At 73.9% G+C, this 21,804-nt stretch carries 18 protein-coding genes; 5 read left to right on the top strand and 13 right to left on the bottom strand.

The window, feature by feature from the left end; all coding sequences use genetic code 11:
* The coding region (locus tag amrb99_RS46480) for a hemolysin family protein (RefSeq protein ID WP_190868502.1) at positions 1–962 on the bottom strand (962 nt) is incomplete at its 3' end.
* Between the two features lie 166 nt (positions 963–1,128).
* On the opposite strand from amrb99_RS46480, the gene galE reads away from it, so the two are divergent.
* Together galE and galK are read left to right on the top strand one after the other, a co-directional pair.
* Positions 1,129–2,082 carry a UDP-glucose 4-epimerase GalE gene (gene galE, locus amrb99_RS46485; RefSeq protein WP_190868503.1) on the top strand — a complete coding sequence of 318 codons (954 nt, stop codon included), beginning with the start codon at positions 1,129–1,131 and terminating at the stop codon, positions 2,080–2,082.
* A complete protein-coding gene (galK, locus tag amrb99_RS46490) occupies positions 2,079–3,224 on the top strand; it encodes a galactokinase (protein ID WP_190868504.1) in 1,146 nt (381 codons plus the stop codon). Before galE ends, galK begins: the two co-directional genes overlap by 4 nt.
* 93 nt (positions 3,225–3,317) lie before the next feature.
* Here galK and amrb99_RS46495 read toward each other — a convergent pair whose 3' ends face one another.
* From amrb99_RS46495 to amrb99_RS46515, 5 genes are all read right to left on the bottom strand, one after another.
* On the bottom strand, positions 3,318–6,017 hold the full coding sequence (locus tag amrb99_RS46495; protein ID WP_190868505.1) for a hypothetical protein: 2,700 nt from the start codon (positions 6,015–6,017) through the stop codon (positions 3,318–3,320).
* 22 nt (positions 6,018–6,039) lie between these two features.
* Positions 6,040–7,809: an HSP90 family protein gene (locus tag amrb99_RS46500; RefSeq protein ID WP_190868506.1), complete on the bottom strand. Its 1,770-nt coding sequence runs from the start codon at positions 7,807–7,809 to the stop codon at positions 6,040–6,042.
* Positions 7,810–7,982: 173 nt separating this feature from the next.
* Entirely contained in the window at positions 7,983–8,972 is a 990-nt protein-coding gene (locus amrb99_RS46505) for a malate dehydrogenase (RefSeq protein ID WP_190868507.1), read from the bottom strand.
* A gap of 387 nt (positions 8,973–9,359) precedes the next feature.
* Complete coding sequence (locus tag amrb99_RS46510) at positions 9,360–10,577, bottom strand: NADP-dependent isocitrate dehydrogenase (protein WP_190868508.1); 1,218 nt, start codon at positions 10,575–10,577, stop codon at positions 9,360–9,362.
* Between the two features lie 139 nt (positions 10,578–10,716).
* Entirely contained in the window at positions 10,717–11,145 is a 429-nt protein-coding gene (locus amrb99_RS46515) for a DUF3017 domain-containing protein (RefSeq protein ID WP_190868509.1), read from the bottom strand.
* A 269-nt stretch (positions 11,146–11,414) separates the two neighbouring features.
* On the opposite strand from amrb99_RS46515, the gene amrb99_RS46520 reads away from it, so the two are divergent.
* Positions 11,415–12,152 carry an FHA domain-containing protein gene (locus amrb99_RS46520; protein WP_190868510.1) on the top strand — a complete coding sequence of 246 codons (738 nt, stop codon included), beginning with the start codon at positions 11,415–11,417 and terminating at the stop codon, positions 12,150–12,152.
* 185 nt (positions 12,153–12,337) lie between these two features.
* Here amrb99_RS46520 and amrb99_RS46525 read toward each other — a convergent pair whose 3' ends face one another.
* Entirely contained in the window at positions 12,338–13,186 is an 849-nt protein-coding gene (locus amrb99_RS46525) for a bifunctional methylenetetrahydrofolate dehydrogenase/methenyltetrahydrofolate cyclohydrolase (protein ID WP_190868511.1), read from the bottom strand.
* Positions 13,187–13,412: 226 nt separating this feature from the next.
* Here amrb99_RS46525 and amrb99_RS46530 point away from each other — a divergent pair, with 226 nt between their 5' ends.
* The gene (locus amrb99_RS46530; RefSeq protein WP_190868512.1) at positions 13,413–14,006 is read left to right on the top strand and encodes a GNAT family protein; all 594 of its coding nucleotides are present in this window, start codon (positions 13,413–13,415) and stop codon (positions 14,004–14,006) included.
* A 32-nt stretch (positions 14,007–14,038) separates the two neighbouring features.
* On the opposite strand, the gene amrb99_RS46535 is transcribed toward amrb99_RS46530, so the two are convergent.
* The 3 genes from amrb99_RS46535 to purN all read right to left on the bottom strand — a co-directional run bounded on the left by amrb99_RS46535 (position 14,039) and on the right by purN (position 16,648).
* Positions 14,039–14,215, bottom strand: coding sequence for a hypothetical protein (locus amrb99_RS46535; RefSeq protein ID WP_190868513.1), 177 nt, complete (start codon positions 14,213–14,215; stop codon positions 14,039–14,041).
* A 166-nt stretch (positions 14,216–14,381) separates the two neighbouring features.
* Entirely contained in the window at positions 14,382–15,947 is a 1,566-nt protein-coding gene (gene purH / locus amrb99_RS46540) for a bifunctional phosphoribosylaminoimidazolecarboxamide formyltransferase/IMP cyclohydrolase (protein ID WP_347257157.1), read from the bottom strand.
* Positions 15,944–16,648 (bottom strand): phosphoribosylglycinamide formyltransferase, encoded by a 705-nt coding sequence (gene purN / locus amrb99_RS46545; protein ID WP_194737801.1) that lies wholly within the window; start codon positions 16,646–16,648, stop codon positions 15,944–15,946. Before purN ends, purH begins: the two co-directional genes overlap by 4 nt.
* 93 nt (positions 16,649–16,741) lie before the next feature.
* Here purN and amrb99_RS46550 point away from each other — a divergent pair, with 93 nt between their 5' ends.
* The gene (locus amrb99_RS46550; RefSeq protein WP_190868515.1) at positions 16,742–17,242 is read left to right on the top strand and encodes a hypothetical protein; all 501 of its coding nucleotides are present in this window, start codon (positions 16,742–16,744) and stop codon (positions 17,240–17,242) included.
* Between the two features lie 88 nt (positions 17,243–17,330).
* On the opposite strand, the gene amrb99_RS46555 is transcribed toward amrb99_RS46550, so the two are convergent.
* The 3 genes from amrb99_RS46555 to sucC all read right to left on the bottom strand — a co-directional run bounded on the left by amrb99_RS46555 (position 17,331) and on the right by sucC (position 21,448).
* Complete coding sequence (locus amrb99_RS46555) at positions 17,331–19,169, bottom strand: DUF6350 family protein (protein WP_347257158.1); 1,839 nt, start codon at positions 19,167–19,169, stop codon at positions 17,331–17,333.
* A gap of 210 nt (positions 19,170–19,379) precedes the next feature.
* Entirely contained in the window at positions 19,380–20,267 is an 888-nt protein-coding gene (gene sucD, locus amrb99_RS46560) for a succinate--CoA ligase subunit alpha (RefSeq protein ID WP_190868516.1), read from the bottom strand.
* Positions 20,268–20,269: 2 nt separating this feature from the next.
* A complete protein-coding gene (gene sucC / locus amrb99_RS46565) occupies positions 20,270–21,448 on the bottom strand; it encodes an ADP-forming succinate--CoA ligase subunit beta (RefSeq protein WP_190868519.1) in 1,179 nt (392 codons plus the stop codon).
* Positions 21,449–21,804 lie beyond the last annotated feature (356 nt).

The following is a 21,804-nucleotide window of genomic DNA, read 5'->3' on the forward strand; positions in this document are numbered from 1 at the left end:
TCTCGCACCGCCGGCTGCGCTGACCACCGCGCCGCCGGCCGGGCCGCCTGCTGTACCGCCTGGGGCGCCGCCCGCGGCGTGACGCGCACGCGGGCCACCCGCCGGCCCTCCATCCGGGCCACCCGCAGCTCCCGGTCCGCGGCCGGGACCGAGTCGCCCTCGGCGGGCACGCGGCCGAGCACCGCCATGATGTGCCCGGCGACCGTCTCGTACGGCCCGTCCGGCAACCGGAGGCCGGTCTCGGCGGCGAAGTCGTCCAGGTTGAGCAGGCCGTCGACCTCGACCACGCCGCCGTGCAGGCGCCGTGCCTGCGCGTCCTGCACATCATATTCGTCGCGGATGTCCCCGATCAGCTCCTCCATCAGGTCCTCGAGGGTGACGATCCCCGCGACGCCGCCGTACTCGTCCATCACGATCGCCAGGTGGCAGCCCTCCCGCCGCATCTCCGACAGCACCGGCAGGACCCGCTGCGAGGCCGGCAGGAACTTCACCGGCCGCACCAGCGACCCCACGGGCGCGGCGCCGTCCCGGTCCTCGGGGACGAGCAGGTCCCGGATGTGGACGAACCCGATCACCTCGTCGTGGGAGCCGCGGCACACCGGGAACCGGGAGTGCGGGCTGCCCGCCGCGGCCCGCGCCGCCGCCGCCAGCGGCATGGCCGCGTCCAGGAACACCACCTCGGTGCGGGGGACGAGAACCTCCCGCAGCGGCCGCTCCCCCGCCGCGAACACCTCCTCGATCAGCGCCCGCTCGTCGGCGGCGATCTGCGTGTTCTCCGCCACGAGGGCGCGCATGCGCTCCGCGGTCAGCTCCTCGCGGAGCGCGTTCGGGTCGCCGCCCGCGAGCCGCACCACCAGGTCCGTCGAGGTGGACAGCAGCCACACCAGCGGCCGCGCGAGCCGGCCCGGCGGCCGGAACGCCGCCGGAGCGGCCGCCTGCTCGCCGCCGGGCGTCCGGTCCATGGGATCAGCCTTCCCCGTCCGCGCCCCGGATAGCCGCCTCCGCACCCGGATAGCCGCCCCCGCGCCCGCGGACGGCCGCACTCGCGGTTCGGGATCTCCGGGGGCGGGGTTGCGGATAGCCTGGACGGCACCCCGCCGTCCAGTCGTCTTCCCAGGAGGTCCGTACGTGAAGCTGCTCGTCACCGGAGGCGCCGGCTACATCGGCAGCGTCGTCTCCGCACTGCTGCTGGAGGCGGGCCACGAGGTCGTCGTCCTGGACGACCTGTCCACCGGGCACGAGGACGCCGTCCCCGCCGGGGCGCGGCTGGTGCGCGGCACGCTGCGCGGCGCCGCCGCCGAGGTGCTGGGCGGCGCCGGGTTCGACGCCGTGCTGCACTTCGCGGCGAAGTCGCTGGTCGGCGAGTCCGTCGAGAAGCCGGGCCTGTACTGGGACAAGAACCTCGGCGAGTCGCTGGCGCTGCTGGAGGCGATGCGGACCGCCGGGGTCGCGAAGATCGTGTTCTCCTCGACCGCCGCCTGCTACGGCGAGCCCGAGTCGACGCCGATCCTGGAGACCGACCCGACCCGGCCCACCAACCCGTACGGCGCGTCCAAGCTGGCGATCGACACCACGCTCGCCGAGTACGCGCGGCTGCACGGCATCGGCGGCGTCTCGCTGCGCTACTTCAACGTCGCGGGCGCCTACGGCACGCAGGGCGAGCGGCACACCGTCGAGACCCACCTGATCCCGAACGTGCTGAAGGTCGCGCTCGGGCAGGGCGAGGCGGTGAAGATGTTCGGCGAGGACTACCCGACCGCCGACGGCACCTGCGTCCGCGACTACATCCACGTCGCCGACCTCGGCCGCGCCCACCTGCTGGCGCTGGACGGCTGCGAGCCCGGCGCCCACCAGATCTTCAACCTGGGCAGCGGCACCGGCAACTCCGTCCGCGAGGTCATCGAGGTGTGCCGCGAGGTCACCGGCCGCGACATCCCGGCGGAGGTCCACCCGCGCCGCCCCGGCGACCCGGCGGTGCTGATCGCGTCCTCCGACAAGATCCAGTCGCAGCTCGGCTGGAAGCCGGAGCGGGACCTGCGCGCCATGGTCTCGGACGCCTGGACCTTCCTGCGTTCCCGATGACCGACCTCGGCTCCGCGTTCCGCGCGGCGTTCGGACGGCCCGCCGAGGGCGTCTGGCACGCGCCCGGCCGGATCAACCTGATCGGCGAGCACACCGACTACAACGACGGCCTCGTCCTGCCGTTCGCGCTGTCGCGGGGCGTGTCGGTGGCCGCCGCGCGCCGCGACGACGGGCTGGTCGAGGTCCGCTCCCGGCAGGCGGACGGCACCGTCACCGCGCCCGCCGACGGCGGGACGGTCGTCTCGGAGGGCTGGCCGGCCGAGCGGGCCTGGGCCGCCTACCCCGTCGGCATGGCGCGGGTGCTGCGCGAGCACGGCACCGGCGGCGCGTCCCTGCTGATCGACTCGGACCTGCCGCAGGGCGCCGGCCTGTCGTCGTCGGCCGCGCTGGAATGCGCGACCGCGCTGGCCCTCTGCGACCTGCACGGCGTCGAGCTCGACCGGCCGGAGCTGGCGCGGCTCGCGCAGCGCGCCGAGAACGAGCAGGTCGGCATGCCGTGCGGGCTGATGGACCAGTCCGCGTCGCTGCTCGCCACGCCCGGCCACGCGCTGATGCTCGACTGCCGCAGCGGCCTGTCCGCGCAGGTCCCGTTCGACCCGTCGCGGGCCGGGCTGACGCTCCTCGCCGTCGACACCCGCGCCTCCCACGTCCTCACCGGCGGCGACTACGGGCGGCGGCGCGCCGAATGCGAGGAGGCCGCCGCCCTGCTCGGCGTCGACGCGCTCCGCGACGTCAAGGACCTCGCGGGCGCGCTCGGGCGGCTCCGCGACCCGGTGCTGCGGCGCCGCGTCCAGCACGTCGTCACCGAGAACCACCGCGTCGAGGCGTCCGTCGGGCTGCTGCGCGCCGGCGCCGTCGCCGAGCTCGGCGCGATGCTGAACGCCTCGCACCTGTCGCTGCGCGACCAGTTCGAGATCTCCTGGCCGGAGGCGGACGCGGCCGTCGACGCGGCGCTGCGCGCGGGCGCCCGCGGCGGCCGCATGATCGGCGGCGGGTTCGGCGGGTCGGTGATCGTGCTCACCGCGTCCGACCGCGCCGACCGGGTGCGGGACGCCATCGCGGCGGCCTACGCCAAGCGCGGCTGGACGGCGCCGGAGTTCCTCGACGCCGTCCCGTCCGCGGGGGCCCGCCGCCTGGCCTGACCCCGCCGCCCGAGCCGTTGCGGCCCACTGTTTGGGCCCACCGTCCGGCCTGGCCCCGCCGTCCGGCCTGGCCCCGCCGTCCGGCCCGGCGCGTCACTCCTGGAGCGCCGACCTGATGTCGGCGAGGAGGGCGGCGGCCTGGTCGGCGGGACCGGTCTCGTCCAGCGACCGGAAGCCGTCCACCGCGGCGGACGCGTGCGGCTCCGCGTCCGCCGGACGCCCGGTCTGCGCGAGGATGCGCGCCTGGTCGTAGGACACGAGCGCGGTCTCCCAGGTGCGGGGCGGGCCGTCCGGCAGGGCCTCCAGGGCGGCGCGGGCCGCCTCCACCGTCGCGACGGCCCGCTCCGGCTCGCCGCTCCACAGCAGGCACATCGCCGCGCGGCGGCGCGCCCGGACGGCGCCCTGCCGGTCGCCCGCCCCGGCGTGGGCGTCCGCGGCCTCCCCGAAACGCTCGGCGGCCATGGCGTCCTTGTCCAGGTTCGTCAGGATCTCGCCCGCCTCCTCCAGGAAATGCGCGGCGGCGCCGGGCTCGCCGTCCTTCGCGGCGTCCGCGGCGAGGGACGCGAACGTCTCGGCCCCGTCCTCCTCCCCCATCCCCTTCTGCGCGTGCGCCAGGATCAGCCGGCAGCGCCGCGCGGTGCCCTCGTCGAGCCCCGGCAGCGCCTCCTCGGCGGCCTCCGCCGCCTCCAGGTGCCGCCCGGTCTCCAGGTACCCGGCCGCGAGGTCCACGCGCACGTGGACGGCCTGCTCGTGCAGGCCCTCGGCCGTCCACGCCGCGACCGCCTCGGCGAGATCGGCGACCGCGTCCGCCGCGCGCCCCGCCGACAGCAGCGCGAGCCCCCGCTCGGTGTGCGCCATCGCCCGCATCGGCGACGGCTCCCGCAGCGCGCCGATCGCCTCGTCGAGCAGCGCGAACGCCTCCTCCGCCGCACCGGTACCGCCGTCCGCCGGGGCGGTGCCGTCCGCCGCCGGGGGCCGCCGGATGAGGGTCTGGGCGAGCAGCAGCGCGGGCGACGCCAGCGTGTCGGGTTCGTCCGACGCGCGGGTCTCGGCGAGGGACCGGCGCAGCGCCGCGACCGCGCCGTCCTCGTCACCGGCCGCCAGCAGCGCGCGGCCCCGCAGGAACCACAGCTCACCGGCCCGGTCGGGGGCGTCGTCCGGGACGGCCCGGTCCAGCGCGGCGAGCGCCTCGTCGGGACGGTCGCGGTCCAGATGGGCGCCGGCGAGCCGGAACAGCGCCGCCGTCGCGGCGCCGTCCTCCTCCGGATGCGCGGCGAAATGATCGGCCGCCGCGGCCATGTCCGCCAGACCGCTCTCGTCGCCCAGATCGAACCGCAGCGCCCCGAGCCGGCTCAGCACCCGGTGCCGCAGCCCCTCCTCGCCCAGCTCCGCGAACCGCCCGGCCGCCTCCGCCCAGCACGCGACCGCGCCCTCGCGGTCGCCCTCCATCGCCCGCTCGACGCCCCGGCCGTCCAGCCGCCGGGCGATCTGCAGCGGGGTCGGCGCGGCCGCCTCGGCGAGCGCGTCGAAACGCCGCCACGCGGCCAGGGTGCGCGCCATGTCGCGGCGGGTCCGGCGCGCGTCGCCGATCGCGAGGAGCTCGTCGAGGTCGTCGATGGACTCGATGTCGCCGTCCCCGGCCTCGGGCTCCGGCGCCAGGGCCGGGGCAGGAGCCGGGGCCGGACGGCGGTGATGCGCGGCCAGCGGGACGAACCCGAACACCGGCTCGGCCGCCAGCAGCGCCCGCACCTTGCCGCCCTGGTGGGACGTGCCGTTGCGGGCGTCGAACCGGGCCGCGAGATCCGTCGCGCGGCCCTCCAGCTCGGCGCGCAGCTCCGCCACCGGCGCGTCCGCCGCCGGACGCCCGCCCGACGCCGGACGGCGGACCGTCACCGCGTCCCGCCCCGACGCCGCGACCCGCCCCAGCACCGCGGCCGCCGCCGCGGCGAACATCATCTCCGCGTGCGCGTGCGGCGCCCGGTCCAGCCACCCGAGATGCCGCTGCACGATCTCCAGCCCGCGCGCGTCGTTCCCGGTCAGCACGCAGAACTCCAGATGATCGGCTATGTCGCCGAGATCGGCGACCTGCCGGCGGTGCGCCCGGTACGCACGGCGGTGCGCGTCGGCCGCCGCCTCGGGACGGCCCGTCCGCAGGTACACCGGCAGCATCGCCGTCTGGATGCCCTGCGGCTGCTCCTTGCACGACAGCTCGGACGCCAGCACCGGCGCCGCGATCTCCGCCGCCTCCTCGTACCGCCCGGCGTCCGCGAGATGCGCCACCATGCCGGTCGGGTCGCAGCCCTCGCAGTCCGACAGCTGGTCCCGCTGCGCCGCTCGCCACTTGGCGAACCAGTCGTCCGCCGACGGATCGCCGAGATGCCGCGCCACGATGTGCCGCCGCCGGTACACCGCTTGGAGGCTGTGGCCGCCCGCCCGGTAGCGGCGCTCCATGTCGTCCAGCACCGCTCGCGCCCGGTCGAGGGGGATCTCCGGGAACTTCGTCAGGGAGCTCACCACCGCCTTCATCTGCCACAGCAGCACCAGCGGCTCGTCGAACCGGCCGGGATCGCGGTCGTGCTCGGCCAGCGTCCGCCCGAACGTCGCGAACGCCTTCGCCGGCTCGCCGCCGAACTGGTACGCGTCGGTCAGCCGGACCCGCACCCGGAACGCCAGCACCTCGTCGCCGGCCTCCTCGGCGCGGCGCAGCGCGTCCTCCACCAGGACGGTCCGCGCCTCTCCGTACGGAAGCTCCCCCGCCCGCGTCATCAGCGCGTACACGTCGTCGATACTCACTGGCCCGCCTCCGGCTCCATGCTCACTGGCCCGCCTCCGGGGGATGGACGGCCCACTCCAGCAGGCCGATGAACGAACGGTTCAGCACCGCCGTGTCCGCGGGACGCAGCGGATGGTGCCCGAGCAGCAGCGCCTGCCCGTACAGCGCCTGCACCGCCGGCTCCACCGGCCCGTCCGCGCCGAGCGCCGTGACGCGCCGCGTCAGCGGATTGCGGTAGTTCAGCACCAGCTGCGGGCGCTCCACCCCCGCCGACGCGCCCACCGCGCCGAGCACGTCCGCCCAGAGCTCGCCGGCCTCCTCCCGCGCCCGCGACAGCTCCTCCCGGAACTGCGCGTCCCGGCTGGTCAGGTACAGCGCCGGCAGCGACGCCGGATCGAAGTCGCGGACGACCACCTCGCAGCCGAGCCGCTCCACCGCCCGCTGCGCCGCCGCCAGGAACGGCCGCAGCGCCAGCTCCGCCGCCGGATCCAGCGGCCCGAACGCCGTCGCCAGCTCGGACGCGTCCAGCCGGGACAGCCGGACGTCCGGATCGAGGTCCGGCAGCCGCTCGATGATCTCCGTGTCGTGCACGTAGCCGCCGTTGACGAGCCCGACGCCCTGCGCGCCCGCCACCGCCGACAGCCGCCGGAACTCCTCCACGCTCCCGGTGAACCGGCCGTCCGGATGCCGCCGCCGGAACTCGTGCAGCGTCATCGGGCCCGCCGACGTCTCGTACTCCATCCACCGGTCGACGATCCGCAGCATGTCGTCGTCGTGCAGCGCCATCGCCTTCACGCCGAGCTGGTGCAGCCGCAGGAACGCGCGCAGCCGCGGCGGATCGGTCTCCGCCAGCCGCACCAGCCACTGCCGCAGCACCTCGCCGAGGCCCTGCCGCGCCGACTCCAGCAGCTCGTCCTCGAACAGCGCCTCCCGGCTCGCCGTCGGCCGCAGCTCCCCCGCGTCCACCACGCACCGGACGAAGAACGCCCACTCCGGCAGCAGCCCCTGCACGCTCTCCGCCAGCAGCATCCGCTTCAGGTACACGCGGTGCGCGCCACGGGCCGTCGGCGACACCGGCTCCGGCAGGACGAACGCGACCCCGGTCAGCCCCGCCTCCGCCACCTCCAGGTCCACCACGTCGAACGGCGTGAACCCGTACAGCTCCTCGCAGTACCGCTCCAGCGCGCGCCGCCGCGCCGCCGGATCGCGGTAGGACGCCCGCCACGGCGGGCCCTCACCCGTCACCGCGACTCCGTCCACGACCAGCTCGATCGGGAGCAGCGACCCGTAGGTGCGGGCCAGCTCCGCCACCACCGGCGCGCTCAGCAGCTCCGCCGACCCCGGCCGCGCCCGCAGCGTCACCGTCGTGCCCGGCTCGTCGCGCTCCCCCGGCTCAACCCGGTAGCTGCCCTCCGACCGGCCCGTCCACCGGACCGCGTCGCCGCCCTTCGCGGACCGCGACACCACCTCGATCTCGTCGGCCACCAGGAACCCCGACAGCAGCCCGATGCCGAACTGGCCGAGGAAGTCGTGCCGCGCGAACCCCAGCTCGTCCCGCTTCGACGACCGGCCGATCGTGGCCAGCAGCGTGTGCACCTCGTCGGCCGTCAGCCCCACGCCGTCGTCGTGCACCCGCAGCGCCCCGCCGCCGGTCTCGATCACCACCCGGCCGCCGCCACCGCCCCGCGCCGTGATCGCGTCCACCGCGTTCTGCAGCAGTTCCCGCAGGTACACCCGCGGGCTCGCGTACAGATGGCGGCTGAGCAGATCCACCACCCCGCGCAGATCCACCTGGAAAGCCCGATCCGCCACCCGCGTCCCTCCCCGTCGCCTTCGAAAGCGATCACACCCTAACGACCGCTGCCGACAGCTTCGCGGGATTTACGACGCGAACGAGCCCCGGACCGCGAAGGTCCGGGGCTCGCGCGTAGGCCGTACGGGTACGGGCCGGTCAGATCGGGCGGCCGGTCAGATCGGGCGGCCGGTCAGATCAGGCCGAGCTTGCGGACGGCGTCGCGCTCCTCCGCCAGCTCGTTCACCGACGCGTCGATCCGCGCGCGGGAGAAGTCGTCGATCTCCAGGCCCTGGACGATCTCCCACTTCCCGTCCTTGGTGGTGACCGGGAACGAGGAGATCAGGCCCTCCGGCACGCCGTAGGAGCCGTCCGACACGACCGCCATCGACGTCCAGTCGCCGTCGGCGGTGCCGTTCACCCAGGTGTGCACGTGGTCGATCGCCGCGGACGCCGCGGACGCCGCCGACGACGCGCCGCGCGCCTCGATGATCGCGGCGCCGCGCTTGGCGACGGTCGGGATGAAGTCGTTCTCCAGCCACGCCTGGTCGTTCACGGTCTCGGCCGCGTTCTTGCCGCCGATCTCCGCGTGGAACACGTCCGGGTACTGGGTGGCGGAGTGGTTGCCCCAGATCGTCATCTTCCTGATGTCGGCGACGGACACGCCCGCCTTCTTCGACAGCTGCGCGAGCGCGCGGTTGTGGTCCAGGCGGGTCATCGCGGTGAACCGCTCGGCCGGGACGTCCGGGGCGTGCTGCTGCGCGATCAGCGCGTTGGTGTTGGCCGGGTTGCCGACCACCAGCACCCTGACGTCGTCGGCGGCGCCGGCGTTGATCGCCTCGCCCTGCGGCTTGAAGATGCCGCCGTTGGCCTCCAGCAGGTCGCCGCGCTCCATGCCCTTCGTGCGCGGGCGGGCGCCGACCAGCAGCGCCACGTTCGTCCCCTCGAACGCCTTGGTCGCGTCGTCGAAGATGTCGATGCCGCTCAGCAGCGGGAACGCGCAGTCGTCCAGCTCCATCGCAGTGCCCTCGGCGGCCTTCACCGCCTGCGGGATCTCCAGCAGGCGCAGGCGGACGGGTACGTCGGCGCCGAGCAGGTGCCCGGAGGCGATGCGGAACAGCAGCGCGTAGCCGATCTGGCCCGCGGCGCCGGTAACGGTGACATTGACTGGGGTGCGCGTCATGCGTCCTTCTCCTGCTGTGACCTGACGGGGCTCAGGCGGCCATCCTTCGAACCCGACCGCCGAAGAGCACCCAAGGAACCGGTCCGCCGCACGGGTTCTCTCGCCGTCGAGATATTTCCGACGTCAGGCTATCGCGCGCGGCCCGCCCGTCATGCGCCAGGTGCCCGCCCCGGCATGGTTCACACCCGCACCGGTCCACGAGACGCAGAAGGCCGCCCCGGGACAAACCCGGGACGGCCTTCATCCCCGCCCGAAGCGGGGCCGACTTCCCAACCCCGTGTGCGCGGGGAGCACGGCTGCGAACCCATGGAGATCGAGGTCGCGGACGAGCCATCCCCGCATGTGCAGGGAGCATTCGAATGAATGCTAACAGTCAGATCGTGCCGGTCAGGCGTTGATCTTCTTCTGGAGGTTGGTGTCGAGCGCCTCCAGGAAGCCCTGCGTGGTCAGCCAGGGGGTGTCGCCACCGACCAACAGAGCCAGATCCTTGGTCATCTGGCCGGACTCGACGGTCTCGACGCAGACGGCCTCCAGCTTGCGCGCGAAGTCGATGACCTCGGGCTGGCCGTCGAGCTTGCCGCGGTGCTCGAGGCCGCGGGTCCAGGCGAAGATCGACGCGATGGGGTTGGTCGACGTCGGCTTGCCCTGCTGGTGCTGCCGGAAGTGCCGGGTCACCGTGCCGTGCGCGGCCTCGGCCTCGACGGTCTTGCCGTCGGGCGTCATGAGGACGGAGGTCATGAGGCCGAGCGAGCCGAAGCCCTGCGCGAGGGTGTCGGACTGCACGTCGCCGTCGTAGTTCTTGGCGGCCCAGACGAAGCCGCCCTCCCACTTGAGCGCGGCGGCGACCATGTCGTCGATGAGCCGGTGCTCGTAGGTGAGGCCCTTGGCCTCGAACTCGGCCTTGAACTCGGTCTCGTAGATCTCCTGGAAGAGGTCCTTGAACCGGCCGTCGTAGGCCTTGAGGATCGTGTTCTTCGTCGACATGTACAGCGGCATCTCGCGGCTCAGCGCGTACCGCATGCTCGTCCGGGCGAAGTCGCGGATCGAGTCGTCGAAGTTGTACATGCCCATGGCGACGCCGCCGCCCGGGAAGGAGGCGATCTCGAACTCCATCGGCTCGCCCTCGTTGTCGGGCGTGTAGGTGATCGTCACCTTGCCGGGGCCGGGGACCACGAAGTCGGTCGCCTTGTACTGGTCGCCGTGGGCGTGGCGGCCGATGATGATCGGCTTCGTCCAGCCGGGCACCAGGCGCGGGATGTTCGACACCACGATGGGCTCACGGAAGATCACGCCGCCGAGGATGTTGCGGATCGTTCCATTGGGGGAACGCCACATCTTCTTCAGGCCGAACTCTTCGACGCGCGCCTCGTCGGGGGTGATGGTGGCGCACTTGACGCCGACGCCGTGCTCGGCGATGGCGTTCGCGGCGTCGATGGTGACCTGGTCGTCCGTGGCGTCACGGTGCTCGATCCCCAGGTCGTAGTACCTCAGGTCGACGTCGAGGTAGGGCAGGATCAGCTGGTCCTTGATGAATTTCCAGATGATCCGCGTCATTTCGTCGCCGTCGAGTTCGACGACCGGGCCCGCTACTTTGATCTTGGGCATGCTGTTGCTGTCCCTTTCCTACACCTGGCCAGCAGTCCTTGTAAGGCTCAACTGGCAAGGCTAGCCGAGGCCCGGGTGCGGTCTAGACCTGGGCTCCTGGCGAGGGTGGCCGCACCCCCGGCGACCTGCGGATATATCGTTAGCCGGGCGAACCGTCCCGGCGCCGGAGGAGCAGCAGCCGCACTCCGCGGGCCGCCATGACCAGGGCGATCAGCACGCCGAACGCGCCGGCCCCGATGAGGCCGGTCTTGTTCATCGGGGGGATGCTGAGCGCGACGAACGCGACCATCTCGCCGAGGATGACGAGCGTCCAGCAGTCGATCGGGCGGCTGCGGACGGCGAGCAGGCCGAGCTGGGACTCCGGCAGCAGGAGCCGCGCGAGCGCGCCGAACAGCAGCGCGGCGGCCATCAGGCCGGAGCCCTTGCGGAAGTAGTTGAGGGCGCAGAGGGCGAGGCCGCCGCCGACGCCGCTGAGCACGATGAGGTACGGCAGCCGCGCGAGCCACTGGGGGGCGGCGCTCTTGCCGCGCGGCGCCTTGCGCCGGCGCCGGTGCACCTGCGTGCTCATGGGTCAACGGTAATGCCGATCGGCGCGTGGCACGACATCGCGGGGCGGCGGGGCGGGTCGTGCTGAGCCGGGTGAGGGGTCCGGTGATCGTTCCTCCGGATCGGCGGCCGGACTTGTGCTCCGGCGACGGAATCGCCCCCGGTCCGGGTGGTGGCGAAGAGCCCCGAATGCCTTGCGCCATCGGTGCTACTCGCCAGTAGGAGGGTGTGACGGGGGTCCGCCCGGGTAACCCGGCAGACAGGGGTCGCTAACTAGCTGGGAGGACTGCCGTGGAGGGGCCGTTCATGCGGATCGAGGACAGCGGGCTGGTGGTGCCGCTGCGCCCCGACGTAACGACGGTCGGGAGAGGGAGAGGAGTCGACATCCGCCTCGACGACCCGAGTGTGTCCCGTTTGCACGCCGAGATCGTGCGGCGCGGCCCGTACGTCTACGTCGTCGACATGGGCCTGTCCCGCAACGGGACCCGTGTCAACGGCCGGCCGATCGCCCGCCGTGTGCTGGAGGACGGTGACGTCGTGAGCTTCGGCACGGCGCGCTGCCGGATGGGGGGCATCCCCCGTGAGGAGGTCGACCCGGACGTCGAGCTGCGGCGCGCCGTGGCCCCCGAGCTCACCCGCCGCGAGGTCGACGTGCTGACCGCGCTGTGCCGCCCCGCCCTGTCCGACGAGGCGTTCGTGGCCCCCGCCACGGCGCGGGACATCGCGGGAGAGCTGGTCGTGACCGAGGCCGCGGTGAAGCAGCACCTGCTGCGGCTCTACCAGAAGTTCCGGATCCCGGAGGGGGCCAACCGGCGCACCCGGCTGGCCAACGAGGTCATCGCGATGGGGCTCGTCCGGCCGCTGCCGCCGGTGCACGTCCCCCAGCAGGGCCGCCCTCCGATCGACGGGCGCCCGCCGGGGATGCGGGGCCCGGCGGAGGCGCGCAGGCCGGGGGCGCCGGGACACGCGCCCGGCCATCCGGGTCCGGCGCGCACCGCGCACACCACGGCGGGCCGCCGGGCCAGCTGAGGTGCCGGACCGGCCGGGCCGAGCGTGCGGTCGCCCTTGATGGCAGCGCAATGAGGGCGACCGCCAGACCCGCCCGAGCGGGGCCGCGCAAGTGACGGCGCGGCTCCGTCCGGGAGTATCCGGGTGATGCGGAGGGGCCGCCACCGTGGGTGTCGGTGGCGGCCCTCACGCATGTCCGGGACCGGTCAGGCGGCCTGCTCGGCGGCCTCGACGACGTTCTGCAGGAGCATCGCGCGGGTCATGGGGCCGACGCCGCCGGGGTTCGGGGCGACCCAGCCGGCGACGTCGCGGACGTCGGCGGCGACGTCGCCGGTCAGCTTGCCGTCGACGCGGGAGACGCCGACGTCGAGGACGGCGGCGCCGGGCTTGACCATGCCGGCGGTGATCAGGCCGGGCACGCCGGCGGCGGCCACGACGATGTCGGCGGCGCGGGTGTGCGCGGCGAGGTCGCGGGTGGCGGTGTGGCAGAGGGTGACGGTGGCGTTCTCGCTGCGGCGGGTCAGCAGCAGGCCGAGGGACCGGCCGACGGTGATGCCGCGGCCGACGACGGTGACCTCGGCGCCCTTGAGCGGGACGTCGTAGTGGCGGAGCAGCTCGATGATGCCCTTCGGCGTGCAGGGCAGCGGGCCGGGCTGCATCAGGACGAGCCGCCCGAGGTTGGTCGGGTGCAGGCCGTCGGCGTCCTTCGCGGGGTCGATCAGCTCCAGCACCCGCTGCTCGTCCAGGCCCTTGGGAAGGGGGAGCTGGACGATGTAGCCGGTGCAGGCGGGGTCGGCGTTGAGCTCGGCGACGGCCTGCTCGACGTCGGCCTGGGACGCGGTCTCGGGCAGGTCGCGGCGGATGCTCTCGATGCCGACCTCGGCGCAGTCGCGGTGCTTCATGTTCACGTAGGAGCGGCTGCCCGGGTCGTCGCCGACCAGGACGGTGCCGAGGCCGACGGACACGCCGCGGTCGCGGAGCGCCTCGACGCGGCGCTTGAGGTCGGAGCGGATCTCGGCGGCCAGGGCCTTGCCGTCCAGAATCTGTGCGGTCATGCATGCCTCCGCGGTGTCTCGCCAGGGACCGAGCCCGGCTCGAGGTCCCGTCCACCCAGGCGCGCGGTGTCCGGACTGTCGTTCGCTCCCCGGTGGTGATCCACCTTGACCGCGCCAGTCGCGTCGAAACCCCATGGTAGCCGTCCCGGGGGCGGCGAGTGGCTCGCGGAAATCGCCGTGAAGTGGCCCTGCCGGACGCTCAGCGGCCCCTCATAGCGTGGACGCCATGAGCGACGAGTGGTTTGACCGCCCGGTCCTGACCGGGCGTTACGTGCGTCTTGAGCCTCTTTCCCTCGACCATGTGGACGGGCTGTTCGAGGCGTCGAAGGAGCCGTCGATCTGGACGTGGAAGAACGAGCGCCAGCCGGAGACCGTGGACGCCGTGCGCGCCTGGATAGAGAAGGCGCTGGCGGGGTGCGAGCGCAGGCAGCGGCTGCCGTTCGCGCAGGTCGACGTGGCGACCGGGGAGGTCGCCGGGAGCACGTCGTACTACGAGATCGCGCCGCACGACCGGGGGCTGTGCATCGGGCACACCTGGCTGGGGGCGCGCTGGCAGCGGACGGGGTTCAACACCGAGTCGAAGCTGCTGCTGCTCCAGCGGGCCTTCGACGACCTGGGGGCGATCCGGGTCGGCTGGCACACGCACGTCCGCAACGAGCGGTCGCGTGCGGCGATCGAGCGTCTCGGCGCGTCGTTCGAGGGGATCCACCGCAAGCACCGGGTCCGCGCGGACGGGTCGATCCGCGACACCGCCGTCTACGCGATGACCGACGATGACTGGCCGGAGGCGTCGAAGGCGCTGCGCGCCAAGCTGCGCTGAACGCGCACGCCGATGGCGCGCCGGGGGCCGCGCTAGTCGTCAGCGCGTTCGCGGCGGGCGAGGATCCGGTCGGTGCCGTGCCAGCCGAGCTGCCCCGCGAGCATCGCCGCGAGCACCGCGGCGACGAGCCCAACGGCCTGCCGGGACTCCATCAGCAGCGCGTCGGCCTGGCCGACGTGGGCGACCAGAAAGGTCGTCAGCGAGTCCATGCGCGCCTCCCTAGGCGGGCGATCGCGCCGGGGGTCGGGAACGTTCAGGGGGCGCGGCCAGCCAGAGGCTACCTCCCGCGCAGAAGTGGAAAGGACGGCCGGTGCGGGGATCGCGCGTCCCGCACCGGCCGTCCTCAAGCCCCGGCCGCCGACGGCCTCAGTGGGATCAGTGGAAGAAGTGCCGCGTCCCGGTGAAGTACATCGTGATCCCGGCCTTCTTCGCGGTCTCGATCGCCAGCTCGTCGCGGATCGAGCCGCCCGGCTGGACGACGGCCTTGACACCGGCCTCGACCAGCACCTCCAGGCCGTCCGGGAACGGGAAGAACGCGTCCGACGCGGCGACCGAGCCGCGCGCCCGCTCCTCGCCCGCGCGGGCGACCGCGAGGCGGGCGGAGTCGACCCGGTTGACCTGCCCCATGCCGACGCCGACGGTGGCGCCGCCGGACGCCAGCAGGATCGCGTTGGACTTGACGGCGCGGACGGCCCGCCACGCGAACGCCAGGTCGCGGAGGGTGTCCTCGTCGGCGGCGTCGCCGCACGCGAGCTCCCAACCGGACGGGTCGTCGCCGGGCGCGTCGACCCGGTCGACGGTCTGCACGAGCAGGCCGCCGTCGATCCGCCGCGACTCGGTGGCGCCGCCGGGGGCGTCCGGGCAGATCAGCAGCCGGGTGTTCTTGAACCGGTTCGTCAGCACGGTCACGGCCTCGTCCTCGAAGGACGGGGCGACGACGACCTCGGCGAAGCTCCCGGTGATCTGCTCCGCCATCGCGGCGGTGACCGGCCGGTTCGCGGCGATCACGCCGCCGTAGGCGGACGCGGGGTCGCATTCGAGGGCCAGCCGGTGCGCCTCGGCGATGTCGGCGCCGACCGCGATGCCGCACGGGTTGGCGTGCTTGATGATCGCGACGCAGGGGTCGGTGAAGTCGTAGGCGGCGCGGCGGGCGGCGTCGGTGTCCACGTAGTTGTTGTAGGACATCTCCTTGCCGTAGATCTGCTCGGCGCCCGCGAGGCCCGTCTCGCCCGGCACCCGGTACAGGGCGGCGCGCTGGTGCGGGTTCTCGCCGTACCGAAGGGCGTTCGACCGCTCCCAGGTGGCGCCGATGAAGTCCGGCCACCGCGTCTCGGCGGCCTGCTCGTCGGGCGCGTACTCGCTCGCGAACCAGGACGCCACGGCGACGTCGTAGGACGCGGTGTGCTTGTAGGCGAGGGCGGCGAGGCGGCGCCGCTGCTCCAGCGTGAAGCCGCCCTCCTTCACCGCGTCGAGGACGTCCCCGTACGCGGACGGGTCGACGACGACGGCGACGGACGCGTGGTTCTTCGCGGCGGCGCGGACCATCGTCGGGCCGCCGATGTCGATCTGCTCGACGCACTCGTCGGGCCCGGCGCCGGACGCGACGGTCGCGGCGAACGGGTACAGGTTCACCACGGCCAGGTCGAACGGCTCGACGTGCAGGTCGTCGAGCTGCTGGAGGTGGTCGTCCTTGCGCCGGTCGGCGAGCAGCCCGGCGTGCACCTTCGGGTGCAGGGTCTTGACCCGGCCGTCCAGGCACTCGGGGAACCCGGTGAGCTTCTCCACCTTCATCACCGGCACCCCGGCGGCGGAGATCCGGCCCGCCGTGGACCCGGTGGAGACGATCTCCACCCCGGCCTCGTGCAGGCCCCGGGCGAGCTCCTCCAGCCCGGTCTTGTCGTACACGCTGATCAGTGCGCGCTTGATCGCCACCCGACTCACCGGCCGAGCTCCCCTCGTTCCGTCTGACCTGGACTGCCGGACGGTCCGCCGTCCGGCGCGGCGCCGCCGGTCGGGCCGTCGCCGCAGGTTCTGCATTTCATCGAGACCCGCCGGCCCCGCGTGGTCCAGCCGTCGCGGGCCAGCCGTCCGACGACGTCGACCAGGAGCCGGCGCTCCACCTGCTTGATGCGCTCGTGCAGGGAGTCCTCGTCGTCGTGCCAGCCCACGGGGACGGTCTCCTGGGCGATGACGGGTCCGGTGTCCACGCCTTCGTCGACGAAGTGAACCGTACAGCCCGTGACCTTCACCCCGTACGCCAGGGCGTCCCGTACGGCGTGCGCGCCGGGGAACGAGGGCAGCAGCGCGGGGTGGGTGTTGACGATCCGTCCGCCGAACCGGGCGAGGACCTCCGGGCCGAGGATCTTCATGAACCCGGCGGACACCACCAGATCGGGTTCGTGCTCGGCGATGGCGGCGGCGAGCGCCGCGTCCCACTCGGCGCGGGACGGGAAGTCGGGGATGCGGAGGGTGAACGCGGGCAGCCCGGCGCGCTCGGCGCGCTCGGTCCCGCCGATCCCTTCGCGGTCGGCGCCCACGGCCACCACTTTCGCCCCGTAGGCTGGGTCTGCGCAGGCGTCGAGCAGCGCTTGTAGGTTGGTCCCCGCACCGGAGACGAGGACGACGAGCCGGGCGGACACCATGACTCCCTTGTGGACGGTGGGGTTGTCGGCAATCGGCATGAAGCCTATCGGCCCTGTTCGGCGCGGTTGAATCCACGGTTGGGAGGAGCGGACGTGAGCGAGCAGCCGGGAGGCCCGGCCCATCCCGTCGAGCAGGGGCGGGATCCGGCGGGACCGCCCCCGGGCCCCGGCCCGGGCTCTCCCCTGGGTCCCCCGCCCGGGCAGCGGCCGGTGGAGCGGACCGGCCGGCGGGCCCTGTGGCTCGGCGTCGTCGCCCTGGTGACCTCGGTGTTCTTCTACCCGCTGGGGCTGGTGCTGGGCGTCGCCTCGCTGGTGATCGGGATCCGGGCGCGGCGGCGGGCGCGGACGGCGCGCGCGACCGCGCCGGGCGCCGTGCCGGGCATCGTGCTCGGCGCGGTCGGGCTGGCGTTCTCGACGATGTCGGTGGCGCTGACGGTGTTCCTGTGGTCGGAGCTGAGCGGCTACCAGGAGTGCATCGGCGCGGCGAACACCGGCACCGACAAGACCGCCTGCAAGCACGAGTACTACCCGAAGATCGAGAAGAAGCTCGACCTGCCCGCGGGCAGCATGGACAAGTACGGCGACCTGCTCTGACCCGCCTCTGACCCGCCCGTCCGGCTACGGCGGCGGGGCTCGGTCGCGGGAGCCGGTCGCGGCGCGGGGCTCGGTCGCGGCGGGAGGCTCAGTCGCGGCGCGGGGGCCGGTCGCGGCGCGGCTCCTCGCGCAGGACGTAGATCGCGCCGCCGCGGTTCTCGGTGCGCTCGGGGTCCTCGCGCGGCGGCGGGACGGGCTCCGGCTCCGGCTCGGGGTCCTCGACGATGTGGCCTTCGAGGACGACCTTGCCGTCCCGCTCGTCCGGCTCGGGCTCCCCCGGCACGGGCGCCGGCTCCGGTTCCGGATCGTGCAGGACGGGCTCGTCCGCGATCAGCTCGGGCAGCGGGTCCGCGCCGCGGCCGCGGCCGCGTGGCCGGCGCGGCGCCAGCACCGGTTCGGCCTCCTCGAACTCCAGCGGATCCGGCGCGTAGGGCGAGGGGCGGGAGGCGGGAGGCTCCTCGGGCGCCGGCCGGGGCTCGTCGAGGACGGGCGCCGGAAGCGGCACCGCCGCCTCCGGCAGCGGGACCGGGGACGGCTTCGCCGCGGGCCGCCGCGCCCTGCTCTTCTTCTTCGGCTTGCGGGGACGGGCGGGCGCGTCGTCCTCCTCCGGCCGCCGCATGAGCCGCCAGTTCGCGACCCACGCCGCGAGCGCCGCGGAGATCCCGACCTCCAGCGCCGCCAGCAGCCCCACCTGCCAGGCCGACGGCCCGACCGTCGCCATCCGCCCGCCGCCGAGCGGGCCGCCCGACAGCGCCGCCAGCAGCGCGACGACGGCGCCGGTCAGGGTCCCGGACACGAAGCCCCACAGCGGCGCGCCCTCCGACGTCGCGCTCGGCATCGTCCGGATCGTCAGCACCCCGCCCACCGCGCCCGCGACGAACGGCGCCGCGAGCGCCAGCAGCGACACCGCGGGCGCGGGCCCCGGCTCGGGCAGCGCGGCGAGCGGCGGGAACGCGGGGACCGTGTCCAAGAACACACCGGTGGGCGACACGCTCGTCCCGGCGCCGACCGCGAACCCGGGGCCGACCGCGTACGCGATCCCCCAGATCACCGCGTTCGGCAGGAACGCCAGCTCCACCAGCAGCAGCAGGACGCCGCCGACGATGCCCGGCGCGAGCAGGTCGTACACCCGGTCGGACTCGGAGACGTGCAGCGCCAGGGACCCGCCGACCAGGACGGCGCCCGCCGCCGCCAGCACCGCGACCGACCCGGCGACCCCGATCACCAGCGACCGCGGGCGGTCCGGCAGCAGCCGCAGCAGCGCGCCCAGCCCGGACCGGACGCGCCGCCCGCGCGCCTCCGCCGCGACCTGCGCCGCGACCACGGCCCGCGCGGCGCCCAGCCCGCCCGCGATGACGGCGACGAGGAGGCAGCCGAGCAGCGCCTGCCACGCGGACGGGTGCACCTCCGGCGCCGACACCGCGAGCGCCATCAGCATCGCCAGCAGCGCGTACGGGACGGCCAGCGCCGCCGCCACCCGCACCACGGCGACCCGCGGCCGCGGCGGCAGCCCGAGCCCCCGGATCATCCACGCGCCGCCCCGGTACAGCAGGGCGCCGGGCAGCACCAGCACGCCCAGCGGCAGCAGCCCGACGCGGCCGTGCCCGTAGGAGAACCCCGCGTGGTGGGAGACGAGCCAGAAGTTCACGGCCGTGCGGAACACCCCGGACAGCCCGTGCCCGAGCGCGGTCTTCGGCGCGGCGACCCAGCCGAGCAGCGTCACGGTCGTCAGCACGGTGAGCCCGATCCCGACGCACCACAGCGACGCCACGAGGCCCGTCACGTACAGCGGGCGGCCGTTGCCCGGCGGCGGCGCGGGGCGCCCGCCGCGCGCCTTCCCGGGGCGCGGCGCGTCCTCGCGGCGCCGCCCCCTCGGGTCCCTCGCCGGTTCGGGGGTCGCGCGCTGTCCCGGCCTCACGTCGCTCACCCGCCCATGCTGGCACCCCGCCCCGGCGCACCCGCCCCCTCGACCCGGCGTGTCGCCTTTGTCGCCCGCCGCGCGTCCCCGGAAGGGCGGCGCGCCCCGGGCCGGCGGCGGCCCCTCGACCGGCCGGGGACGCCCGCGACGACGAAAGACGCCCGGGCCGCAGCGGCGGCTCGGGCGTCTTTCGGTGCCTGGTCAGGCGATCGGAAGGGCTCAGAGGCTCTTCATGATCTCCCGCATGAGGACGGCGGTCTCGCTCGGGGTCTTCCCGACGCGGACGCCGACCTTCTCCAGGGCCTCCTTCTTCGCCTGCGCGGTGCCGGCGGAGCCGGAAACGATCGCGCCGGCGTGGCCCATCGTCTTGCCCTCGGGGGCGGTGAACCCGGCGACGTAGCCGACGACCGGCTTCGTGACGTTCTTCTCGATGTAGGCGGCGGCGCGCTCCTCGGCGTCGCCCCCGATCTCACCGATCATCACGATGGCGTCGGTCTCCGGGTCCTCCTGGAACGCCTTGAGGGCGTCGATGTGGGTGGTCCCGATGATGGGGTCGCCGCCGATGCCGACGCAGGTGGAGAAGCCGATGTCGCGCAGCTCGTACATCATCTGGTAGGTCAGCGTGCCCGACTTCGACACCAGGCCGATGCGGCCCGGGGTGGTGATGTCGGCCGGGATGATGCCCGCGTTGGACTTGCCGGGCGAGGCGATGCCGGGGCAGTTCGGCCCGATGATGCGGGTCTTGTTGCCCTTGGACTCGGCGTACGCCCAGAAGTAGGCGGTGTCGTGCACCGGGATGCCCTCGGTGATGACGACGCAGAGCGGGATCTCGGCGTCGATCGCCTCGACGACGGCGTCCTTGGTGAACTTCGGCGGGACGAACACGACGGACACGTCCGCGCCGGTCTCCTGCATCGCCTCCTTGACGGTGCCGAAGACGGGCAGCTCGGTGCCGTCGAAGTCGACGGTCGTGCCGGCCTTGCGGGCGTTCACACCGCCGACGACCTGCGCCCCGGCGGCCAGCATCCGGCGGCCGTGCTTGGAGCCCTCGGAGCCGGTGATGCCCTGCACGATGATCTTGCTGTTCTCGGTGAGCCAGATGGCCATTGTCATGCACCTGCCGCGGCGAGTTCGGCGGCGCGCTTGGCCGCTTCGTCCATGGTGTCGACCTGCTGGACGCCGGTCAGCCCGGCGTCGTTCAGGATCTTGCGTCCGAGCTCGGCGTTGTTGCCGTCGAGGCGGACCACGAGCGGCCGGTCGACGGCCTCGCCGCGGTCGGCCAGCAGCTTGTAGGCCGAGACGATGCCGTTGGCGACGGCGTCGCAGGCGGTGATGCCGCCGAAGACGTTGACGAACACCGACTTGACGGCGGCGTCGGAGAGCACGATCTCCAGGCCGTTCGCCATCACCTCGGCGGACGCGCCGCCGCCGATGTCGAGGAAGTTGGCGGGCTTCTGGCCGCCGAACTCCTCGCCGGCGTAGGCGACCACGTCCAGGGTGGACATGACCAGGCCCGCGCCGTTGCCGATGATGCCGACGGAGCCGTCGAGCTTGACGTAGTTGAGGTCCTTGGCCTTCGCCGCCGCCTCCAGCGGGTCGGCCGCGGCCTTGTCCTCGAGCTTGTCGTGGTCCTGGCGGAACCCGGCGTTGTCGTCGAGGGAGACCTTGCCGTCGAGGGCCTTCACCTGGCCGTCGGCGGTGAGGATCATCGGGTTGACCTCGACCAGCGTGGCGTCCTCGTCGGTGAACACCGCCCACAGCCGCTCGATGAGCTCGGCGGCGCCGTCGAGCGCCTCCTCGGGCAGCCGGCCCTGCTCGGCGATCTGCCGGGCCTGGGCCCGGTCGACGCCGGTCAGCGGGGACACCGGCACCATCGCGAGGCGGTCGTGCGGGACCTCCTCGATCTCGACGCCGCCCTCGACGGAGCAGATGGACAGGAAGGTGCGGTTGGCGCGGTCGAGCAGGAACGAGAAGTAGAACTCCTGCGCGATCGCCGAGCCCTCCTCGACCAGGACCCGGTGGACCGTGTGGCCCTTGATGTCCATGCCGAGGATCTGGCCGGCGAGGGCCTCGGCCTCGTCGGCGGTGTCGGCCAGCTTCACGCCGCCGGCCTTGCCGCGGCCGCCGGTCTTGACCTGGGCCTTGACGACGACCTTCTTGCTGCCCGCGGAGAACAGTTCCTCCGCGATGGCGCGCGCTTCCTGGGGAGTCGAGGCGACCTTGCCGGTGGGCACCGGTACCCCGTACTCGGCGAAGAGTTCCTTCGCCTGATGTTCGAACAGGTCCACGAGGGCGTCCTTAAAACGGATCGACAGCCAGATGACCACGCGAGTGGGGGTACACGGGTGTCCGTGCGGCCGGCACTCCGCGGTCCGCTCCGTCGATGCAGCCTAGTCAACGCCGGTCCGTGCTGCCGCCGCCGGGTCCATTTGTCGCCCAGAGTCCGGAAACCGCAGGTGCGGGCGGTGCGGTGGCGAGCGCGTACGCTCCCTCACGACGGTGACTCGATTGGCATAGTTTGATGTACTTGCGTGAGGCCAGGGGGGAGACGAGGCCCATGGGGCGGCAGCGGGGGGACGTGCGCACCGCCGCCGCGCCCGCGCCCGCCGGGCCCGTCCGCGCCCCCGTCCGGCGCCGTGCCGCG

Origin of the sequence: Actinomadura sp. RB99, from assembly GCF_014706005.1 — a bacterium.
Classification (GTDB): Bacteria; Actinomycetota; Actinomycetes; order Streptosporangiales; family Streptosporangiaceae; genus Spirillospora.

What these genes read in the sequence shown, in the direction of transcription:
- galK (WP_190868504.1), top strand. Translation starts at nt 2,079, where the DNA reads ATGACCGACCTCGGCTCCGCGTTCCGCGCGGCGTTCGGACGGCCCGCC.
- amrb99_RS46505 (WP_190868507.1), bottom strand. Translation starts at nt 8,972, where the DNA reads ATGACGCGCACCCCAGTCAATGTCACCGTTACCGGCGCCGCGGGCCAG.
- amrb99_RS46510 (WP_190868508.1), bottom strand. Translation starts at nt 10,577, where the DNA reads ATGCCCAAGATCAAAGTAGCGGGCCCGGTCGTCGAACTCGACGGCGAC.
- amrb99_RS46515 (WP_190868509.1), bottom strand. Translation starts at nt 11,145, where the DNA reads ATGAGCACGCAGGTGCACCGGCGCCGGCGCAAGGCGCCGCGCGGCAAG.
- amrb99_RS46525 (WP_190868511.1), bottom strand. Translation starts at nt 13,186, where the DNA reads ATGACCGCACAGATTCTGGACGGCAAGGCCCTGGCCGCCGAGATCCGC.
- amrb99_RS46530 (WP_190868512.1), top strand. Translation starts at nt 13,413, where the DNA reads ATGAGCGACGAGTGGTTTGACCGCCCGGTCCTGACCGGGCGTTACGTG.
- amrb99_RS46535 (WP_190868513.1), bottom strand. Translation starts at nt 14,215, where the DNA reads ATGGACTCGCTGACGACCTTTCTGGTCGCCCACGTCGGCCAGGCCGAC.
- purN (WP_194737801.1), bottom strand. Translation starts at nt 16,648, where the DNA reads ATGGTGTCCGCCCGGCTCGTCGTCCTCGTCTCCGGTGCGGGGACCAAC.
- sucD (WP_190868516.1), bottom strand. Translation starts at nt 20,267, where the DNA reads ATGGCCATCTGGCTCACCGAGAACAGCAAGATCATCGTGCAGGGCATC.